At 31.2% G+C, this 21,082-nt stretch carries 23 protein-coding genes and 1 other RNA gene; 17 read left to right on the forward strand and 7 right to left on the reverse strand.

Going from position 1 to position 21,082, the window contains the following annotated elements; all coding sequences use genetic code 11:
* Positions 1-22: 22 nt before the first annotated feature.
* A complete protein-coding gene (locus tag J8H85_RS00555) occupies positions 23-547 on the reverse strand; it encodes a hypothetical protein (protein WP_209651615.1) in 525 nt (174 codons plus the stop codon).
* A gap of 396 nt (positions 548-943) precedes the next feature.
* On the opposite strand from J8H85_RS00555, the gene J8H85_RS00560 reads away from it, so the two are divergent.
* The 4 genes from J8H85_RS00560 (at position 944) to J8H85_RS00575 (ending at position 5,166) form a co-directional block, all read left to right on the forward strand.
* Entirely contained in the window at positions 944-1,429 is a 486-nt protein-coding gene (locus tag J8H85_RS00560; protein WP_209651616.1) for a SixA phosphatase family protein, read from the forward strand.
* A 141-nt stretch (positions 1,430-1,570) separates the two neighbouring features.
* Entirely contained in the window at positions 1,571-3,634 is a 2,064-nt protein-coding gene (gene ppk1, locus J8H85_RS00565; RefSeq protein WP_209652149.1) for a polyphosphate kinase 1, read from the forward strand.
* 1 nt (position 3,635) lies between these two features.
* Positions 3,636-4,541 carry a Ppx/GppA phosphatase family protein gene (locus tag J8H85_RS00570; RefSeq protein WP_209651617.1) on the forward strand — a complete coding sequence of 302 codons (906 nt, stop codon included), beginning with the start codon at positions 3,636-3,638 and terminating at the stop codon, positions 4,539-4,541.
* A gap of 100 nt (positions 4,542-4,641) precedes the next feature.
* Complete coding sequence (locus tag J8H85_RS00575) at positions 4,642-5,166, forward strand: porin family protein (RefSeq protein ID WP_209651618.1); 525 nt, start codon at positions 4,642-4,644, stop codon at positions 5,164-5,166.
* Here the strand turns inward: J8H85_RS00575 and miaE are convergent.
* Genes miaE through dnaX form a run of 3 tightly spaced genes read right to left on the reverse strand, consistent with a single transcriptional unit; the run spans position 5,163 to position 8,045 of the window.
* A complete protein-coding gene (miaE, locus tag J8H85_RS00580; RefSeq protein ID WP_209651619.1) occupies positions 5,163-5,744 on the reverse strand; it encodes a tRNA-(ms[2]io[6]A)-hydroxylase in 582 nt (193 codons plus the stop codon). The genes J8H85_RS00575 and miaE overlap by 4 nt on opposite strands.
* A gap of 2 nt (positions 5,745-5,746) precedes the next feature.
* Positions 5,747-6,310, reverse strand: coding sequence for a hypothetical protein (locus J8H85_RS00585; RefSeq protein ID WP_209651620.1), 564 nt, complete (start codon positions 6,308-6,310; stop codon positions 5,747-5,749).
* Positions 6,311-6,320: 10 nt separating this feature from the next.
* Positions 6,321-8,045 carry a DNA polymerase III subunit gamma/tau gene (gene dnaX / locus J8H85_RS00590; protein ID WP_209651621.1) on the reverse strand — a complete coding sequence of 575 codons (1,725 nt, stop codon included), beginning with the start codon at positions 8,043-8,045 and terminating at the stop codon, positions 6,321-6,323.
* Positions 8,046-8,300: 255 nt separating this feature from the next.
* On the opposite strand from dnaX, the gene J8H85_RS00595 reads away from it, so the two are divergent.
* From J8H85_RS00595 to rnpB, 3 genes are all read left to right on the forward strand, one after another.
* Positions 8,301-9,239, forward strand: coding sequence for an alpha/beta fold hydrolase (locus J8H85_RS00595; protein WP_209651623.1), 939 nt, complete (start codon positions 8,301-8,303; stop codon positions 9,237-9,239).
* 134 nt (positions 9,240-9,373) lie between these two features.
* Entirely contained in the window at positions 9,374-10,042 is a 669-nt protein-coding gene (locus tag J8H85_RS00600; protein ID WP_209651625.1) for a hypothetical protein, read from the forward strand.
* Between the two features lie 294 nt (positions 10,043-10,336).
* An RNA gene (gene rnpB / locus J8H85_RS00605) (RNase P RNA component class A) lies at positions 10,337-10,641 on the forward strand.
* 77 nt (positions 10,642-10,718) lie between these two features.
* On the opposite strand, the gene rsmD is transcribed toward rnpB, so the two are convergent.
* Genes rsmD through J8H85_RS00620 form a run of 3 tightly spaced genes read right to left on the reverse strand, consistent with a single transcriptional unit; the run spans position 10,719 to position 12,812 of the window.
* On the reverse strand, positions 10,719-11,270 hold the full coding sequence (rsmD, locus tag J8H85_RS00610) for a 16S rRNA (guanine(966)-N(2))-methyltransferase RsmD (protein ID WP_209651627.1): 552 nt from the start codon (positions 11,268-11,270) through the stop codon (positions 10,719-10,721).
* Positions 11,270-12,091: a DUF3822 family protein gene (locus tag J8H85_RS00615; protein WP_209651629.1), complete on the reverse strand. Its 822-nt coding sequence runs from the start codon at positions 12,089-12,091 to the stop codon at positions 11,270-11,272. The genes rsmD and J8H85_RS00615 overlap by 1 nt, the downstream gene beginning before the upstream one ends.
* Positions 12,075-12,812 carry a hypothetical protein gene (locus J8H85_RS00620; RefSeq protein ID WP_209651631.1) on the reverse strand — a complete coding sequence of 246 codons (738 nt, stop codon included), beginning with the start codon at positions 12,810-12,812 and terminating at the stop codon, positions 12,075-12,077. Before J8H85_RS00620 ends, J8H85_RS00615 begins: the two co-directional genes overlap by 17 nt.
* 128 nt (positions 12,813-12,940) lie before the next feature.
* Here J8H85_RS00620 and J8H85_RS00625 point away from each other — a divergent pair, with 128 nt between their 5' ends.
* From J8H85_RS00625 to J8H85_RS00670, 10 genes are all read left to right on the forward strand, one after another.
* The gene (locus tag J8H85_RS00625; RefSeq protein WP_209651633.1) at positions 12,941-14,368 is read left to right on the forward strand and encodes an ATP-dependent DNA helicase; all 1,428 of its coding nucleotides are present in this window, start codon (positions 12,941-12,943) and stop codon (positions 14,366-14,368) included.
* Between the two features lie 84 nt (positions 14,369-14,452).
* A complete protein-coding gene (locus J8H85_RS00630) occupies positions 14,453-15,028 on the forward strand; it encodes a DUF4126 domain-containing protein (protein ID WP_209651635.1) in 576 nt (191 codons plus the stop codon).
* Between the two features lie 34 nt (positions 15,029-15,062).
* Positions 15,063-15,791 carry a 3-deoxy-manno-octulosonate cytidylyltransferase gene (kdsB, locus tag J8H85_RS00635; protein ID WP_209651637.1) on the forward strand — a complete coding sequence of 243 codons (729 nt, stop codon included), beginning with the start codon at positions 15,063-15,065 and terminating at the stop codon, positions 15,789-15,791.
* The gene (locus J8H85_RS00640) at positions 15,782-16,486 is read left to right on the forward strand and encodes an HAD family hydrolase (RefSeq protein WP_209651639.1); all 705 of its coding nucleotides are present in this window, start codon (positions 15,782-15,784) and stop codon (positions 16,484-16,486) included. The genes kdsB and J8H85_RS00640 overlap by 10 nt, the downstream gene beginning before the upstream one ends.
* A 70-nt stretch (positions 16,487-16,556) precedes the next feature.
* Positions 16,557-17,639: an iron-containing alcohol dehydrogenase family protein gene (locus tag J8H85_RS00645; protein ID WP_245243701.1), complete on the forward strand. Its 1,083-nt coding sequence runs from the start codon at positions 16,557-16,559 to the stop codon at positions 17,637-17,639.
* A gap of 311 nt (positions 17,640-17,950) precedes the next feature.
* Complete coding sequence (locus tag J8H85_RS00650; protein WP_209651640.1) at positions 17,951-18,520, forward strand: RNA polymerase sigma factor; 570 nt, start codon at positions 17,951-17,953, stop codon at positions 18,518-18,520.
* Between the two features lie 5 nt (positions 18,521-18,525).
* Positions 18,526-18,708, forward strand: a complete 183-nt coding sequence (locus J8H85_RS00655) for a hypothetical protein (RefSeq protein ID WP_209651642.1) — start codon at positions 18,526-18,528, stop codon at positions 18,706-18,708.
* Positions 18,709-18,722: 14 nt separating this feature from the next.
* Positions 18,723-19,550 carry a mechanosensitive ion channel family protein gene (locus tag J8H85_RS00660; protein WP_209651644.1) on the forward strand — a complete coding sequence of 276 codons (828 nt, stop codon included), beginning with the start codon at positions 18,723-18,725 and terminating at the stop codon, positions 19,548-19,550.
* 112 nt (positions 19,551-19,662) lie between these two features.
* Positions 19,663-20,484 (forward strand): GIN domain-containing protein, encoded by an 822-nt coding sequence (locus J8H85_RS00665; RefSeq protein WP_209651646.1) that lies wholly within the window; start codon positions 19,663-19,665, stop codon positions 20,482-20,484.
* Positions 20,485-20,517: 33 nt separating this feature from the next.
* Positions 20,518-20,718, forward strand: a complete 201-nt coding sequence (locus tag J8H85_RS00670; RefSeq protein ID WP_209651648.1) for a lipopolysaccharide assembly protein LapA domain-containing protein — start codon at positions 20,518-20,520, stop codon at positions 20,716-20,718.
* Positions 20,719-21,082 lie beyond the last annotated feature (364 nt).

Consider the following 21,082-nt stretch of genomic DNA (forward strand, 5'->3'; position numbering starts at 1 on the left):
ATGGATCTTATGCTTTTGTTTTTTATGATGGAATTTCGTTTTTATAAAAAACTCGAACATTAGAGTTTGATTTAATAAAATCTTTAATCTGTTGTTCACTACATTTAAAATAGCATTTTATATAAATGAATTTTAAATTACCGAATCCTTGTATATTGGTTAGGTCTAATTTGTTGTTTAAATCTTCAACCTTTTTTAAAGTAATGGTTATTAATTCTATATCATTGAATGCAGAGTTATTTCGATATAGCACATCGAAAGATTTTAAATCGTTAAATGTCAACTTAGTAACTTTATTGCTATAATTATTGTTTTCCTTTATGGTTCTATTATTAACATAAAAAGTGGGCTGAAGTTTATAAGTTAAATCATAAAAATCTGCTCGGTCGTTAGCTTTTGTGTTTTTAGAAGTTACTTTAGAAAAGGTATTATTTTCATTAAGCTCAAAAATCCCGTTTTCTTGTGCTGATAATTTATTATAAGAAAATAAAAAAATGCAAATAGAAAATAAAAAAATACAGGATGTGATTATCGATTTATTTCTCATGGCAAAAAAAGATTTTTTTAATTAAATTATACTATACCGATATTAAAGAAACATGATTTTACTATCAGTTTCTAAACGTTAAAATCAATAATAAAATAGTTCTTGAGGGATAAAATTGAATAACAATTTTTGTGTTATGTTTATATGTAAAATTAGATTAGGGGTCATAACTTGCAATTCTATAGGTATATCAAATTAAAGAATATGATTAACGTTGGTCAAAATAATATGATATATCACTTATATATTCGTTTAAAAGCTTTTAGATACATTTAAAAGCAAAAATTAACTACTTGTTAGCCTTGTTATTATCAAATTATTGCTTGTTTTTATGAAATAAATAATAGCATCATATTTTTTATGCTTAATTTTAATTAATCAATTAGAAATATTTTTATGAAAAAGTTAATATTAGTTAGACATGCAAAATCTTCATGGGAACATAATGTGATAGATCATGAAAGACCTTTAAATGAAAGAGGTGCAACAGATGCCCATAACATTTCTGTTCATTTAAATTCAAATAAAATTAATATTGATGCTGTTTTATGTAGTGATGCCGTTAGAACAAAAACAACGGCCGCTATTTTTTTTGAAAACCTTAAAATAGCCAAATCAATGCTGCAATTGAATCATGATTTGTATGATTTTTCAGGAAACAACCTTCTGCAAGTTATAAAAGATTGTGATAATGCAGTAAACAATTTAATGGTGTTTGGGCATAACCATGCCATTACTGCTTTTGTAAATACTTACGGTGATGTTTATATTGATAATGTACCTACATGTGGTGTTGTTCAAATTGAATTTAATATAAGTGATTGGAAAGATTTAAATAAAGGAAAAACCGTAAGTGCTTTATTTCCAAGAGATTTAAGGTAGAATTTATTTTTCTATCAAATTCAAGCACTTATTTTGTATGTTATTATTAAGCAAAAGTATGCTTAAACATTAGCTTTTTAGCAAATTATTTATTCTAAATAGAATATATTTGTGAAAAGCATTACAACCTCAATAACCCGTATGACAAAAGCAGAAATTCATTCAAATAGCTATATAAATAGAGAAATTAGTTGGTTACAATTTAATGCAAGAGTGTTGCAAGAGGCTTCAGATGAAAGAGTTCCATTAATAGAAAGATTGCGTTTTTTAGGTATATTTTCTAATAATTTAGATGAATTTTTTAAAGTAAGATATGCCACTGTAAAACGGATTGTTGAGGCAGGAAAAGGTGGTAAAAGCGAACTAGGAGGTATAAAAGCCAACGAACTACTAGATATAATTACCCAAATAGTTATAAAACAACAAAGTGAGAGTTTAGAGGTTTTAGACTGTATCCATAAAAGATTAGAAGCTGAGAATATTTTTGTAGTTGATGAAAATCAAATAGATAGCTCACAGCACGATTTTATAAAAAGATATTTTATCCGAAAAGTAAGTCCAGCATTGGTTACTATTATTTTAAATGATTTGGTGGTACTGCCTAATTTAAAAGATAGTGCTGCATATTTAGCCGTTAGAATGGTTATGGAGGATAATAAAAAGCAATTTGCTCTTATTGAAATACCAAAGTCTATCAATCGTTTTGTTGAACTACCTAAGCAAGGTGATAAAAGTTTTATTATCATGATTGATGACTTGTTGCGCCATTGTTTAGGTTATATTTTTAATATTTTCGACTTCAAAACAGTATCTGCCCACATGATTAAAATTACGCGCGATGGCGAACTGGATTTTGAAAGTGATTTAAGTAAAAGTTTTATTGAGAAAATATCCGACAGTGTAAAACACCGTCAAATAGGCGATCCTGTTCGATTTGTTTATGACAAAACCATCGATACAGAAACATTGGAGTTTTTAATGTCCAAAATGGGTATAGATAATACAGATAGTATCATTCCAGGTGGTCGTTACCATAACAGACGCGATTACATGAGTTTTCCCAGTTTAGGAAGAACTGATTTGCTTTACGATAAAATTGAGGCATTACCCATTAAAGGCCTTAGTTTGGAAACCAGTATTTTTAAAGCAATTGAAAAGAAAGACTATTTGCTACATGCACCTTACCAAACATTTTCATATATCGTTAAGTTTTTACGGGAAGCCGCTTTAGATCCTCAAGTAAAAACCTTAAAAATCACCATTTACCGCTTAGCACAAATTTCGCACATAGCAAGCTCGCTTATTAATGCCGCTATCAATGGTAAGTCCGTAACGGTTTCCATAGAACTTCAAGCGAGATTTGATGAACAGGCAAATATAGATTATGCCCAACAAATGGAAGATGAAGGCATTAATTTGGTGTTTGGCGTAAAAGGTTTAAAAGTACACAGCAAAATGTGTGTTATCGAGCGTGAAGAAGGTAAAAAGCTAAAACGTTATGGCTTTATAAGTACAGGTAATTTTAACGAGTCAACTGCCAAAATATATACGGATTATACACTTTTCACCGCAGATCAACGCATTTTAAAAGATGTTAATAAAATATTTAGTTTTTTTGAAACCAACTATAAAATTTTTAGATATAAACATTTGATAACATCGCCGCATTACACAAAAAAAGCTATATTTAAATTGATAGATGCTGAAATTAATAATGTGAAAAATGGAGGAGAAGGTCTAATTCGATTAAAAATGAATAGCATTTCTAGTTATAATATGGTAGATAAACTTTATGAAGCTAGCAATGCAGGTGTTAAAATTCAAATGATTGTTAGAGGTATTTGTTGTTTAATTCCAGAGGTGCCCAACATGAGTGAAAATATTGAGGTTATTAGCGTTATCGATAAGTTTTTAGAACATTCTAGGGTTTATATTTTTGGGAATAACGGCGACCCAAAAGTTTACATTTCATCGGCAGATTGGATGACAAGAAACATTGAAAATAGGGTAGAGGTAAGTTGTCCAATTTATGATGCTGATATAAAACAAGAAATTATAGAAACATTCAACATTTGTTGGAGCGATAATGTAAAAGCACGTATATTAAACGCTTCACAACAAAACGAATATAAAATAGATAATAACGAACCAGTAAGATCACAATTTGCTACCTACGATTATTATTTAAAAAAATTAGAAAACTAGTATGCTATCAATTAAAAAATATGCAGCAATCGATATAGGTTCAAATGCCGTTAGGTTGCTCATTTCAAACATTATAGAACAAAAAGGAAAACCAGTTCAATTTAAAAAAAACTCGTTGGTGCGCGTGCCTATTCGTTTGGGCGCCGATGTTTTTGTTAATAATAGAATTTCTAAAGAAAACACCCAACGTTTGGTTGATACGATGTTAGCGTTTAAATTACTAATGAAATCACACAAAGTAGTTAAGTATAAAGCATGCGCTACTTCAGCCATGCGAGAATCGACCAATGGAAAACAAGTTGTGGACTTAATTTTAAAGAATTCTGAAATTAGCATTGATGTTATTGGAGGTGAAGAAGAGGCTGCCATTATTGCCGCAACCGATTTAAACTCTTATATAGACCCAAGCAAAACCTATTTGTATGTTGATGTTGGGGGCGGAAGCACCGAATTTACAGTGATACATGAAGGTGTTCAAATGGCTTCAAGATCCTTTAAAATTGGTACGGTTCGTTTGTTGAACGATATGGTTTCTAAAGAAGCATGGCACGAATTGGAGCAATGGATAAAACTACATACTGCTGAGTACGATAAAATTTCTGTGTTGGGTTCTGGTGGGAACATCAATAAAATATTCAAAATATCGGGGAAAGCCATGGGGAAACCTTTAACCTATTTCTACTTAACATCTTATTACCAAATGCTTCAAAGTTATTCGTACGAAGAACGTATTACAGAACTGGATTTAAACCAAGATAGGGCAGACGTTATTATTCCAGCCATGCGTATTTACTTGTCTTCAATGAAATGGAGCGGAGCTAAAAATATATATGTACCAAAAATTGGTCTGGCAGATGGTATTATTAAAAGTATCTATTTCCAAACCGTATCGAGCAATACACAGTAAAATTTTGCACTTCACCTTGTTAAATTGTACAGTTTTATTTTTATAATATATATTCGTACAACATAAATTGAAAAAATTTATAACCCAAACCTCTTTACGTATGAAAAAAATATTACTATTAATTCTACTTGGTTTTTCATTTCATGGCTTTTCTCAAGATGTAAAGTATGGTGTAAGAGGTGGTTACAATATTTCAAATTTAGATTTTGAAGATACGCCTGTAATGGCAAATAAGCACAGAAACAGCATGTATATTGGTTTTTTTGGAGACATTCGTTTTACAAAAACAGTTTCTTTGGTGCCTGAATTACAATTTTCTGCTGAAGGCGCCAGAATTGAAGTATGGCAATTAGATTATATTCAAGCGCCTATTTTATTCAAATTCCGATTAAGTGAAAAATTTCGTTTAGCTGCTGGTCCGCAAGTGGGACTAAAAATATTTAAGGAAAATGATGATATGCGGAATTTCGCTTATTCTGGTGTAGCCGGAATAGATTATAAATTAACCCATATGTTGTTTGCCGATATTAGATATACTTACGGTTTTGTAAATGTATTTGATGAAAATTTAGCTATTTCAGCAAAAAACTCAAACATTCAATTAGGTATAGGATACAAGTTTTAACCGTGTATAGTCTCGTTTTTTCCTAATTTTACTATTATTTGACTCTCATATTCAAGAAGTTGCTGCCATTTGGTGTCAACTTCTTTTTTTTCTCCATATTGTCGTGCAAAACCTAAAAACATGGTGTAATGGTTCGCTTCGCTTACCATAAGATTTCTGTAAAAGGTTGCCAATTCTTTATCTTTTAATTCTTCTGAAAGTAATCTAAAACGTTCGCAACTTCTGGCTTCAATTAGGGCAGCATAAAGTAACCTGTGTACTAATTGGGTGGTTCTACTACCTCCTTTTGGAAAAAACTTTAGGAGTTCAATAACATAATCATCCCGTCTATCACGTCCTAAAACCCAACCACGTTCTAAAATTTTATCATGAACCATTTTAAAATGGCTAATCTCCTCTTTTACCAAAGCAACCATTTCTTGTACCAATTCGGTATACTCTGGAAAGCTTACAATTAGTGAAATGGCTGTACTGGTTGCTTTTTGCTCGCAAAAGGCATGGTCTGTTAATATTTCTTCAATGTTTTTTTCAACAATATTAACCCATCTTGGGTCTGTTGGTAATTTAAGTCCTAGCATAGCTAATAATCTTCAATTTCTTTTATACTATAATTTCCTTTACTATCAATTTTGATATCATAATATAGAACTTTTTCCGCTTTAGGAAAAATAAAACCTCCCAATAAATACACATGGTTTTTTTCTAATGGGAAATCTTCGTTAATCCAAACCTTATTATTTATAGCTTTATTTAAACTATCTTTTAGGGTTTTATCTTGTTCTAAAAAGAAATTTGCGTCTAATTTTTTATTAAAAATCAATACATCATTCTTTTTAATTTTTACTTCAGAGATCCAATCTCTAAAATGATCTATGTGTGTAAGTGTCGCATCCACTTTATATTTAAACTTTACAGACCTGTTCATGTCTGTATACGTTTTAATACTAATTGAAAAACCATTGCTTAAAAGTGTGTCTGTTTTTACTTCGGTATATTCTTTAGGAATATATTCTTCAATTTCAAGCGTACCTAAAGTATCTTTGAATTTTTCAACAGACTCTTTTAATGTATCTTTTTTTGTTTTTCCGCCATTACAACTTATAAAGGCCAAAACAATCAATAACATGTATATTAACTTGTTCATATATAGTAGTTTATATGTCTAAATCAAAAGTTTTTCTTAAAGTGTCTATATTTGGGTTTTTCTCTTTAAGTTTTTCGAATTTCTCAAGTGTGGTGTAGGCATATTGTTTCTCCAATTCTTCATTTACAGTAATAGATAAGCTAATATCAAAATTGCTTAAAGTTTTGCGTATGTACAACATAAGGTCGTACTGGTTACGCTCCAATTCCACTTTATTGGTGGCATTTGGGTATTCTAAATGAATGACCGTTCCTTTTACTTTTGGGGTATCTATCGATAAGATAGACGCCAAATTATGTTTTCCGTCATTTTGAAGTATCACTATAAATTCGTTCCAAGCTTTAATCAATTCAGCTTCGGTAAAAGGTTCTTTAGGTAAGTTTTCTTCATCTATAACCACATCCATCTGCTTGATTAGATGCTCTTTTTTAACCCTTAGACTTTTTAATGAAAGACCCGAAGCGCGATTATTATCAATTTTTAAATCAACTTTTGGTGGTACGTTAACTTGAAACTTATTGGAAGCATCGGAAGTAGATTTTATTGACGCAGTTTTGGTTTCTGCAACGATTGATTGATTTTCAACTTTATTAGAAACAGAAACTCGAACGGGCGTAATACCTTTCTTTTTAAAGAATGAAGGCGGAATTATGTAATGTCTGCTATTTTTTTTTTCTCCATCAAAAGTGATAGAGGCAAGTTGCATAAGGCATAACTCGATGAGCAAGCGTTGGTTTTTGCTGCTTTTATATTTAAGGTCGCAATCGTTAGCCAGATTAATACCTTGAAGTAAAAACTGTTGCGATGCTTTTTGCGATTGTTCTAAATATTTCTTTTTGGTTTCTTCGCCAACCTCCAATAATTCGATGGTTTCTGGTGTTTTACTAACCAATAAATCTCTAAAGTGTGATGCTAGACCCGCAATGTAATGATGCCCATCAAAGCCTTTGGAAAGGGTGTTGTTAAATTGAAGGAGCAGTTCGGGTATTTTATTTTCCAGAATAAGGTCGGTGCTTTCAAAATAGGTTTCGTAATCTAGAACGTTTAAATTTTCGGTTACGGCCTGTCTTGTTAAATTTTTACCCGAAAAACTAACTACACGGTCAAAAATGGATAAGGCATCACGCATGGCGCCATCTGCTTTTTGAGCAATGATATGCAAGGCATCATCTTCTGCATTTATACCTTGTTCTTCGGCAATATATTTTAAATACTCCTTCGCATCGGTTACTGTTATCCGTTTAAAGTCGAATATTTGACAACGCGACAAGATGGTTGGTATAATTTTATGCTTTTCGGTAGTTGCAAGAATGAAAATACAATGCTTTGGCGGTTCTTCCAATGTTTTAAGAAAAGCATTGAAAGCCGCTTGCGATAGCATGTGCACCTCATCAATAATATACACTTTGTATTTACCAATTTGAGGCGGAATACGCACTTGATCCGTTAAGCTTCTAATATCATCAACAGAGTTGTTTGATGCCGCATCCAGCTCAAAAATGTTGAATGCAAAATCTTCATCGCCCGTTTCGGTGCCATCACTGTTAATCATTTTAGCCAAAATACGGGCACAAGTTGTTTTACCAACACCACGAGGTCCTGTAAAAAGTAAAGCTTGTGCTAAATGATTATTTTCAATGGCATTAAGTAAGGTATTTGTAATAGCCTGCTGACCCACAACGTCTTTAAACGTTTGCGGACGGTATTTTCTAGCTGATACTACAAAGTGTTCCATGGAGATTCTTAAAGTAACAAAGTTAAAAAATGAATTCAGAATTCAGAATTTAGAATTCAGAATTTAATAGGAGTTATTAACAAATATGGACTCTTGATAATATTGAGTTTTTTTGATTATGTTAGAATTAAAGACGAAATCCGTTCGGCTACCAATAAAGTTTATTGAAACGTAATTTTATCTTAGCATTGAAATATATTTTAACCCATACATCGTTCAGAAATAGTTATATTTAAAGAAATAAAATTCCATACTATGAGGCTATTTTTTTTGGTTACTTTTTTTATCATATTTATCAGTTGTACTGACAAATATGATAAATATAAAAAAACACCAGAGTATATTACAAAAGCATCTGCTTCAAATGCAGCTTATTATAAAGCTTATGATGAAACTTTGAAATTATGGAATGTCGCTTTTGAAGAATTATATATTCCAACCACTCATGGTATTGCACATGTAATTGTAAGTGGTCCTAAAAATGCAGATCCAGTTGTTTTACTTCACGGTATGAATGCCAGTTCTACTATGTGGTACCCTAATATTGAATCGCTTAGCAAAAACCATCGCGTGTTTGCAATAGACCTCCTTTTAGAACCCGGAAAATCTTATTTATATAATGATATTGAAAGTGTAGAAAAAGTTATCGATTGGTATAAAGAAGTTTTATTTGCTTTGGAGTTAGAAAGTTTTCATATAATTGGAGCTTCTCGAGGTGGTTGGTTGGCTGTAAATTTAGCTTTAAGCAATCAGAAAAGGATAAAAAGCTTAATATTATTAAGTCCTGCTCAAACATTTACATGGATTAGACCCAGTGCAGATTTATTTAAAAATATTGCAAAATTACTTTCTTCAAAGGAAAAACAAATTGAACAAAGCTTAGAAAGCATGTCTAGCAATGTAGCTAATATTAGCGCTGTATACTTAAAGCAATATAAATTAGGTTTAGAAAAAGATTCTGAAAACAAATTTGTAAGTAGCATGAAACCTTTTTCTAATAAAGAATTAAAATCTTTACAAATGCCTGTTTTAGTTTTAATTGGTGATGACGATATGATTAATGAAAAAAGAACGGTAGAGATTGCCAATATGTTGCCAAAAGGAAAAGGTGAAGTTATACAAAACGCAGGACATTTTTTATCTATTGATCAAGCTGAAACAGTCAATAAAAAAATGCAGGCCTTTTTAAAATAGTAATAATGATACATTTGACTAGCTGTGTTTATAATATTGAGTATTCTTGACTTTGTTAAAAAAAAACATCGAACTTAGTTTATCAACGGATAATGTCTATTGAAACGGAACTTTAATTTGTTATTCTACGGATAATGGAAAAACTTATCTTAATATCATTTGTGGTTTTATCATTTGGATTTTCCAAAATTGAGAGTTTTAGAACTGCTCAATATCCTGACTTAATAGAATTTAACGGAACAGAATACTCACTGAGCACCAATCCTTTAGAACCATATTTTGAGAAAAACCCTGACAAAAGACCTCAATGGACTTCAACAGCTTTATATCGTGGTTATATTGGACATTTTGGAATAATTGATAGCACACTAATATTGACTGATATTTCACAACCAAGACGTGTAAAAGAAAAAGACGGCAAAACAATTTTTAAGAATATATCAATCAAAAAAAGCATATTCCCAGAAATAGACACCATTAAAATAGATTGGTATTCTGGAATTTTAATTTTACCGTATGGTGAAAGAATTAAATATATTCATTCTGGATATGCGTCCGAATATAGCAATTATATATTATTGGAAATAAAAAATGGGAAATTCAAGAGACACAAAAACTATAGACACAAAGAGTTTTTGAGATTTAAGGAAAAACAATATAGCGAATTCAAAAAAACTGAAACATATAAAAATCAGTTTGAACATATTAAAAATAACTATCCCGAAAGTAACAAAAAGTTTATTGAAGAATTTTTGAAAGACCATATAATAAATTATACATCTGAATTTTTAGACGAACAATAAATACTGCGTTCAACATAATATAAGAGTTTAACCAACCACTCCAAAATAAAATTACTTTCATTATAACCAAAACTTAGCAAATAGGTGCTTTAGGGATAGAAGTGGAAATCCTTTTTGTGAGGTACGAGCAAAAAGATTGCAACGGATAGCCCGACCCGCTAGGGTAAAGCCAAAATATTAATGGTTATTTTTGTTTTTTGTGTGCTAAGTGTTGTATTTTTGTTGGGAGTAAATCGCCTTATCGCTGAATACCCAACTTTATTGGGTATCTTATTTTATAAATTGAAAGGTTTGTAAGTAAGATCCCCGCTTTCGTGGGGATTTGGAGGAAAGTCCGAACACCGTAGTGCAATATAGTGGTTAATGGCCACCAGCCGAAAGGCTAGGACAAGTGCAACAGAAAGTATGTACAGGTAATGCTGTAGTGAAACCAGGTAAACTCTATGTGGTGCAATGCTATGTAAACCAGCGCTTGAAGGCGGCACGCTTGATGCTGGAGGGTAAGCAGCTAAAGTGTATTGGCAACAATGCACTCAGATAAATGATAAGGGCTTTTTTTAGGAAAAGTACAGAATTCGGCTTATAGATTTACTTTTTAAAACACAGGCTCTTTGTATTTGCAAAGGGCTTTGTTTTTAAAAAAAGATAATGAATAATGATCGTTTCAACCAAACATCTAATCTTCAGCATCTAAATTTTCGAAAAAGCTAAACATATTACCTCCGTAACTTTTTGAGTAGCTGAAATTCAATAATTTTGATAAATCGGTGTGTTTTGAGTGTTCTACGATAAGTAAACCATCCTCAAGCAATAAGTTGTTTTTAAATACTAATTCCGGAATTTTGGCAAAGGCATCGTCTGCAAAGTTATAAGGTGGATCTGCAAAAATGATATTAGACTGCAAAGTGGTTTTTTCTAAAAATGTAAACACATCACTTTTAATGGTCTGTATGGGCATTTTATAATCTGAAGCTGTTTTGTTAATAAACTTGATGCAGCCAAAATCTTGATCTACACAGGTTATTTGTTCGGTACCTCTTGAAGCGAATTCGTAACTGATGTTACCTGTTCCAGCAAACAAATCCAATACGATTAATTCATCAAAATAAAAGTTGTTGTTTATAATGTTGAACAACGATTCCTTTGCCATATCGGTAGTAGGACGCACCGGTAAGTTTTTTGGCGCTATAATTTTTCTGCTTTTGTAAATTCCTGAAATTATGCGCATTACAAACTTTTTATTAAAGTGAAATTGGAATGATTGTGTTTGGGGATTTCTAAATATTTGTAAGTTTCATTCCTGTTTCCAAAACTCACGTTCCTTATATATTTATAGGCTATGTTGTATAAGGTATCTTCTTCAGAAACAGCACCAATAAACACTAAATTAAATGTTTCGGGGTTTAAGTTTAATTGTTCGGTTGCAAATAAAACGTAATAGATAAAATCTTCTGGTGTGTTATACTCGAACGTATTGTATAAGATTAGTTTTGCTTTATCAACTATAATAGTTTCAAAATGGTTTTTACTAATATTTACATATACTTTGGGAGTATTTGCATTTTTTTCAATTTGTAGAATTTCTTCAATTAAAACGGTAGAAACATGTTTGAAGGTAAACGCTCCAAATTGGTCGTAAATAAAGTTGTTTATGTTTATGTAGGGTACATAAACATTAATACTATCGTTTACCAGAACTTCGTCATGCGCTATGAAATCGGATACCAAAATCTTGGAATTAAACTTTAAGTAATCGGCAACACAATCTTCTATAAACAAAGGTTTCGGTACCAAAGTTGAAAGCTCATTGTCATGTACAATGGTTATAGAGCTGTATGTGTTTTGGGTAACGTTTTCGGTATTGAAAAGATGTTTTAAATGATCTAGAACTTCTAAAGGATTTAGTTTTTTCTGAAAACTAACTTCCTTTAAATTGATTATAGTATTTGTATCTCGGTTTAGGATACAAAAAGAAAGTCCACTCAAACTTATTTGAATGGACAATTCTAGGTTATTTAGTTTGTTAAAAGCTTTATTCGTTTGAGCCATAGGTTTTTGGCCAGTTTCCAATAGTTTTAACTTCGTTCATTGAGCCTACTTTTAAAGCATCACCATTAACACCGTCAACAGATATTACTTGATTTTCTTGAATAACCATATCGCGATCTTGGTCAAATAGAATAACATCTTTTTTAACCGAAGCTTCAAATACTGGTATATTTATATCATTCTGTCTTAATAAACCTGCTTCTAATTTAAACTTTTCTCCTGGTTTTCCAACCGGAACGTTCATCATGGTTTTGTAACGTGTTGAATTTTTAAACAAAGAATCTTTTACAGGAACATATCCTAAAGTATCAATTTCTACAATGTCTTTATAAGTATCAACTCCAAAACGTTTTGTTAATTCTGTATCTATAACTTGAGTGTCTCTACGTTGTGTAATGGTATACTTACCTGTTTCAATAAATTTAACCAATTCGTCAAAATTATCTGTAAACTTACCATTTACTTGTTTGTATGCTAATTGAGAATCTCTAATATCAATTAAATTCTTAATTACTTTTTCATAACGCTTCTTTTTTTCTTGATTAAATAAAATAGGTGTGTACACAGACATATATGTTTGGTAACCCAAGAAAGCAATTAATACCCAAAGCCCAATATTTAATACAGGCTTAAACTTTGAAGGTATAAATTTATCAATTAACTTAACCAAGACAATTGTAAGCAGTATAGCTCCAACAGCAATAAGAATAAATTTCCACATAATCGTTTTATAATTTAAATAGTTTGTTAAAGGTGTTTCGCAAATCTACAATTTTTTTTTAATCGTAAAAATCTATTATCGGTAAAAATCATTTCTATCTTTGAATAATTTATAATTTACAAACATAAATGACCCCGTCTGAATTCTATTCCCTTATAAAACAACAGTTTCCGTTTCAACCCACCATTAAACAAAATATTGTTTTACATCAGCTTTCTGAATTTATTTTTAATAAGGCCCCAAATACCCTTTATTTGCTAAAAGGCTATGCTGGTACTGGTAAAACCACTATTGTAGGCACCATTGTTAATAATTTATGGAAAGCCAAGAAAAGTTCGGTATTAATGGCTCCAACAGGTAGAGCAGCTAAAGTAATCGCTAATTATTCGGGAAAAGAAGCCTTTACCATTCATAAAAAAATATATTTTCCTAAAAAAGATAAAGGTGGCGGTGTATCGTTCGTTCTGCAACCCAATAAGCATAAAAACACCATTTTTATTGTAGATGAAGCTTCCATGATACCAGATACGCCAGGAGATTCGAAATTATTTGAAAATGGCTCGTTGCTGGATGATTTAATGCAATATGTATATTCAGGACACCAATGCAAATTACTTTTAATAGGCGATACGGCACAATTACCACCTGTGAAGTTAGATTTAAGTCCCGCATTGGATGAAAACACCCTGGCTTTAAATTACAATAAAGAGGTTACTAGAATGGAATTGGATGAAGTAGTAAGGCAAGAGCATGATTCTGGAATTCTTGTAAATGCTACCTCATTACGCGAATCCTTGTCAAATGGGTTCAATAATTCATTTAAATTCAATTTAGCACATTTTAATGATATTGTTAGGCTTATTGATGGTCATGAAATTATGGATGCCATTAACGATGCCTATAGCGATTTAGGCAACGAGGAAACTGCCATTATTGTGCGAAGTAACAAACGCGCCAATTTATACAATCAACAAATTAGAAATAGAATTTTATTTAATGAAAGCGAACTCTCTGCGGGCGATTATTTAATGGTAGTTAAAAATAACTATCATTGGATTAAACCAACCACCGAAGCAGGATTTATAGCCAATGGCGATATTATTGAAGTTCTCGAAATTTTTAGTATAACCGAATTGTATGGTTTTCGCTTTGCGGAAGTTAAAATCCGAATGGTAGATTACCCGAAAATGGCTCCTTTTGAAACGGTTTTATTGTTAGATACTATTGAATCTGAAACACCTTCGTTATCCTATGAAGATTCCAATAGATTGTATCAAGAGGTGATGAAAGATTTTGAAAATGAAACAAGCAAGTACAAAAAGTTTTTAAAAGTAAAAGCTAGCAAACATTTTAATGCGTTGCAGGTTAAGTTTTCTTATGCTATAACCTGTCACAAATCGCAAGGTGGACAGTGGAATACCGTTTTTGTTGAACAACCTTATTTGCCAAATGGTATAGATAAGGACTATTTACGCTGGTTGTATACCGCTGTAACCAGAGCCAAAGAAAAACTGTATCTTATTGGTTTTACAGATGATTTTTTTGAAGAAAATTAATAACAGTTTACAGTCTCAGTTTTCAGAAACAAAATTTTTATATTTATAAACAATTTAAAGTTCCTTTTTTGGGTTTATAGGGATATGACATTAGAAACCATTATTAGTATTTGCCTGGGTATCGGACTTTCCGCATCGGTTGGTTTTAGGGTGTTTTTACCTTTATTCGCTTTAAGTTTAGCAGCTTTTTTTGATGTTTGGCAACTAAACGATTTTTGGCAATGGATTGGAAGTACTACTGCATTAATAACATTGGGAGTTGCCACAGTTGTGGAGATTTTCGCCTATTTCATACCCTATATAGATAACCTTCTTGATAGTATAGCCGTACCATTGGCTGCTCTAGCAGGAACCGCAGTCATGCTCTCAACAGTATCCGATTTAAGTCCGGTTGTTACATGGGCACTAGCCATTATTGCCGGAGGCGGAACTGCAGCAGCAATATCAGGATCTTCAAGTGCAACACGATTAACTTCAACAGTTACTACCGGTGGAATTGCGAACCTAGTAGTTTCAACGGTTGAAACAGGAACTTCCATCATAATGTCGATTATTTCTATATTTATGCCTTTTCTTGCATTCGTAATGGTAATTCTATTATTTTTTGTAATTTTTAAGTTCTATAAAAAGTTTACATCACCTAAAATAAAAAACCACTAATTTTTATTCTATTTTTGAAACAGAATTTTAATATATGAAGATTATTTCAATGATTCCTGCACGTTATAGTGCATCACGCTTTCCAGGAAAACTTATGCAAGACCTTGGTGGAAAATCGGTAATTGTTCGTACTTACGAAGCAACCGCTAACACCAACTTGTTTGATGATGTGATAGTGGTTACCGACAGCGATATTATTTATAACGAAATTATAAACCATGGCGGAAAAGCCATGATGAGTAAAAAAGAACATGAATGTGGAAGCGATAGAATTGCTGAAGCTATTGAGTTTTTGGATATTGATATCGTCATTAATGTTCAAGGAGATGAACCATTTACCGACAAAGAATCCTTAGAAAAATTAATAGCCGTATTTAAAGATGACCATGACAAGAATATCGATTTAGCTTCTTTAATGGTTCATATAACTGGAGAAGAGGACATAAACAGCCCCAATACCGTTAAAGTAGTGGTAGATCAATCTAACTTTGCATTATATTTTTCAAGAAACCCAATTCCATATCCACGTGATAAAAGCATCCCTGTTAAATATTTTAAACATAAGGGTGTTTATGCATTTAGAAAACAAGCGTTATTGGATTTTTATCGTTTCCCGATGTTAACCTTGGAAGCTTCTGAAAAACTTGAACAATTACGCTATTTAGAATATGGTAAGCGTATTAAAATGGTAGAAACAACCACCGAAGGTGTAGAAATTGATACACCAGAAGATTTAGAACGCGCCAAAAAAGCATGGAAATAGACTATAAGAACATAAAAGTTATTGGTTTTGATGCCGATGATACGCTTTGGGTAAACGAAACATATTTTCGAGATGCCGAAATGGAATTTGGTAAATTATTATCGGAATATGAAACCTTAAACACTATAGATCAGGAACTTTTCAAAAAAGAAATCGATAATTTGCCATTGTATGGGTATGGTGTAAAAGCTTTTGTGTTATCTATGGTTGAAAGTGCCTTGGAACAATCAAACTATAATATTTCAACCAAAAGTATTGAAGCTATTTTAAATATAGGTAAAGACATGCTCAATAAACCAGTAGAATTGCTTGATGGGGTTGAAGAGGTGTTAAAAATAGTATCGCAAAAGTATCGGCTTGTATTGGCAACAAAAGGCGATTTGCTGGACCAAGAGCGTAAACTTGAAAAATCCGGTTTAACTAAATATTTTCACCACATTGAAGTTTTAAGTGATAAGCAAGAAGCTAATTATTCAAAATTATTAAACCATCTCGATATAAAACCATCCGAGTTTTTAATGATTGGAAATTCGCTTAAATCGGATGTTTTGCCTTTAGTTAATATAAAAGCGCATGCCATACATGTACCTTTTCATACCACTTGGGCACACGAGCAAGTTAGTGTAAAGGAGACCAATGGAAAGCACTATAAAACAATTAGTAGCTTAAGGGAGCTTTTAAAATTATTAAGTTAAAATAGTAAGTAACCAGACAAGAAAAATTAAAATATTAGTATTTTTACATCTTGAAAAAGAAAACAATTAAATGAGTTATAAAAACTTTCCAATGGTGTCAAAAGTAGTTTTTGGCAGAGGTAGTTTCAACCAGTTAAGTGAAATTTTAGCCCCAAAACGCTTAAGCATGAACGCTCCATTTATTTATATAATAGATGACGTGTTTAAAAACAATCAATGGTTAACATCAAGAATTCCATTAGCTTACGACGATAAAATACTATTTATATCTACAGAAGAAGAACCAAAAACATCACAAGTAGATGCTATAGTTGAAGACATTATTCTAACAACCAAAGAATTGCCTTCAGGTATTATTGGTATTGGTGGAGGCTCTGTTTTAGATTTGGCAAAAGCCGTATCCATTATGCTTACCAACGAAGGTGAAGCTAAAGATTACCAAGGTTGGGATTTAGTTAAGCATCCGGCCATATATCATGTTGGTATTCCAACCATATCGGGTACCGGTGCCGAAGTATCTAGAACTACGGTTCTTATTGGTCCTGAAAAAAAATTAGGCATCAATTCAGATTTCACACCTTTCGATCAAGTTATTTTAGATTCCGAACTTACTAAAGATGTTCCAAAAAACCAGTGGTTTTATACTGGTATGGATTGCTATATTCACTGTATTGAATCTTTAAAAGGCACCTATTTAAACACTTTTAGCGAAACTTATGGAAATATGTCTTTAGAGTTGTGTAAAGAAATATTTCTAGATAACAACTTAACTGCTGAAGAATCTGAAGAAAAACTGATGATGGCTTCATGGCACGGTGGTATGAGTATTGCCTATTCACAAGTTGGTGTAGCACATGCCATGAGTTATGCCTTAGCTTATGTTTTGGGTGTAAAACACGGTATTGGAAATTGCATCGTTTTTGATCATTTAGAAGAATTTTATCCAGAAGGCGTAAAGCTTTTTAAAGCGATGAAAGAAAAACACAATATTATGCTGCCTCAAGGTATTTGTGCCGATTTAAGCGATGCAGATTTTGATAAAATGACCACTATTGCCTTAAATTTGGTACCACTTTGGGAAAATGCCTTAGGAAAAAATTGGAAACAAATTATAACACCAAAAAAGCTAAAAGAACTTTACCAAAAAATGTAATATCTGTGGTTTGAAAGATTAACCATATTTTTAATAATGCATAAAGAACTAAATCTGTTTTTTATGCATTTTTTTTGAAAGCTTGAAAAAGCAAAGCGTTAAAAATATTCCTCTAAATAGTATTTATTAAGCATATGGTATCTCCTTTATAATGCTTATCTTTAAACTAATAGGTCTTTTAAAAAGAAATATACTTTTAAAGTAAACTAATAACTCTCCTAATTAAAATAGTTGAATTTTGGGTATTATTCAAAATAAAGTGACTTTTTAAAAACATTTCAGTCATAATAATATAACCAATCAATAACACCTTGAAAACGACTAGCGAATTCCAAAATCTAACCGATGAGGAACTTGTAGAAAATATCATTAAAACTAAAAACGATATCCTATTTGGAATTTTGTATGAAAGGTATTCTCATTTAGTTTATAACAAATGCTACGGCTTTACTAAAACAAGAGTAGAGGCAGAGGATTTAACACAAGATGTTTTTGTAAAGCTTTTTCAAAAACTTTCATCTTTTTTAGGTAAATCGAAATTTTCCACATGGTTATATGCTTTTACATACAATATGTGTGTAGATTATGTGAACAAGCATGTTTTAAAAAAAGTAAGCACTAATGATATGGACGTTGAAGATTATAGCCCCTTGCAAATTGAAGTAGACGATTCCTCATTATTTCTTTTAAAAGAAGAAACTTTAAAAAAAGCATTGGAAATTATTGCTCCAGAAGATAAAATGATTCTTTTATTAAAATATCAAGATGATTTTTCAATTAAAAAAATCACAACAGTTTTGGAAATTAGTGAAAGTGCCGTAAAAATGAGATTGAAAAGAGCAAAAGCTAGAATAATTGAGGCGTATAACACGATAAGATAAAATTTATGGAAAAGAACCCATTTAAAAAAATAGCTCATCCACCACAGGAGGTTCCTAAAGAGCTAAAAAGCAAAGTTATGGAAGAAGTTGCTAGGGTTAAATTGTTAATGGAAATAGCTGATTTATTTACATTTAATTACCCAAGTGCAGCGAAAACATTTTTCGAAAAAAACAAAAAGAAGAAATAACAAAAAATAAACTTATGGAAACAGTTACAGGTATTAAAGAATTAATGGCAGAATCATTAAACCAAATGGCAATTAATGTTGCTACAGTAGGACCAAAGTTACTATTTGCAATATTGGTTCTAATTGTTGGTTGGATTCTAGTTAAAGTAATAGCTTACGCATTAAAACGTACTTTGAATTTCGCTAAAGTTGATAAACTAACCGAAGTGATAAACGATAAAAAACTATTTGGTAAAACCGATTTAAAATTTAATGTTACCAACGTTATTGTCGCTTTTATTAAATGGATTCTATATTTAGTAGTCCTAATAATAGCTTCAGATGTGATGGATTGGAAAATCGTATCGGTTGAAATTGGAAACCTATTGCGTTATCTTCCACGACTTTTTAGTGCCATTGCTTTATTTATGGTTGGTTTATATATAGCTAGTTTCATTAAAAATGCCATTCAAGGTTTATTTGAATCGTTTGATTTGGTTGGCAATAGAGCCATAAGTTCCTTAGTGTTTTACGTTATTATAGTAACAATTACCATAACAGCTTTAAATCAAGCAGGTATTGATACAGATATTATCACAAACAACCTTACCATCATTTTAGGCGCCTTTTTATTAACAATTGCTATTGGGTTCGGGTTTGGTTCAAAAGAGGTTATTAAAAGTTTACTTTTCTCTTTTTATTCTAAAAGAAATTTTGAAGTAGGACAAATAATTTCAGTAGATAATATTACAGGAGAAATTGTGTCTATTGATAATATTTACATGAATGTAAAGGTTGGCGAAGATATTATTGTTATCCCAATCAGTGATTTAATAGACAAACGAGTTACAAAAAAAGGATAGTTATAAAAAAACAAAATGGCTATTACAAATTTAATAGCTGAGAATGATTATTCAAACTCTTAAGAATAAAGAATAGTCGTTTCATTAAATATAAATCAAATAAAAAAACAAAATGAGAACACTTATAATAGTATTGGCAGTTTTATTGTCTTTAAATGGTTTTGCACAAAAAAAGCAAAAAATTAAAGGAAATAAAGAAGTAATTGAAGTTTATGATAATTTAAATGCTTTTAATGAAATTGAAATAGCAGATAATTTAGAAGTCAATATCATGCAAACAACTACTGAGGGTTATAGGCTAAAAACAGATTCGAATTTAATAAACACCATCAAATTTGAAGTTGTAGATAGCGTTTTAAGAATTTATACCTCTAGCAAAATAACCTCTAGCAAAAGCTTGGAAATTTATTTAACTTGTAAAGAACTGAATAAAATTACACTTAAAAATGATGCCGAGTTAAACGGGCAAAATAATTTAAATGCAAACGATTTAATGGTGGTATGTTTAGACGATTCTAAGTTTGATTTAGATGTAAATTCAAATAAGTTTGCGTTACAATTAAACAGTTCATCTAAAGGAAAATTAAAATTAAAAAGTGTTGAAACTAACATGGCACTAAATGATAATTCCTATTTAAAAGCCAGCCTTTCCATTGATGATTTTGATTTGAACATGAGTAAAAAATCCGATATGGATATTCAAGGCAACTGTAATAATTTAAATTTAATTACATCGGGTTCTGTAGATGTAAAAGCTAAAAACATGCTAGTGACTAATGCGAATATAAACGCATCAAACAGTTCAGACATTTATGTGTATGCGAGTAAGTATTTAAGTCTTTACGCTAAAGGTAAAAGTTATGTGTATGTTTATGGAAACCCAGAAATTAATGTTGAGGGGTTAAATGATAAATCGCAAATCATCAAGAAATAACACTTATTTTTATAATAATTTAAACATATAAAAATGAATTTTAGAACTATTATTGGGCTTTTAATTGCCTTGGTTATCGTGATTTTTTCAATTCAAAACGCAGAGGTTACTGATGTAAAATTCTTTATTTGGAAACTATCCATGTCTAGAGTGCTCATAATTTTGGGCAGTTTTGCTATAGGTGTATTGGTTGGTTATTTGCTGTCATTAAGAAAGATAATTAATAAAAAATAAGTATAATGGCTAAAATAGCGTCCGTTTCGTTAAAGTCTATTCCAGAAGCTATTTAAGCAGTACCCTATTTTTTTACACAAAAAGATCTGAAATTGTCAGTTAAAAATATGGGTAAGGAGCCAAAATTGGCTTTGGTTTGTGATAGAGTTTTACTTATAAAAATAGTTGTCGAATTATTTAGTATAACTTTTATAATTCATAAAAGTTAAATGTTTTTATTTGTTAACATTATAATTTTGGCATAAAACTTGAACTATATTTGCTGTGTTAGAAAATGAAACATAAAGTAAACAAGATTTTGTTCCTAAAAAGAAACATAACTAGCTCACAAAACAAAAGCTACCTCTATTTAGAAGTAGCTTTT

It is taken from the genome of Mariniflexile gromovii (assembly GCF_017814435.1).
GTDB classification, from domain to species: Bacteria; Bacteroidota; Bacteroidia; order Flavobacteriales; family Flavobacteriaceae; genus Mariniflexile; species Mariniflexile gromovii.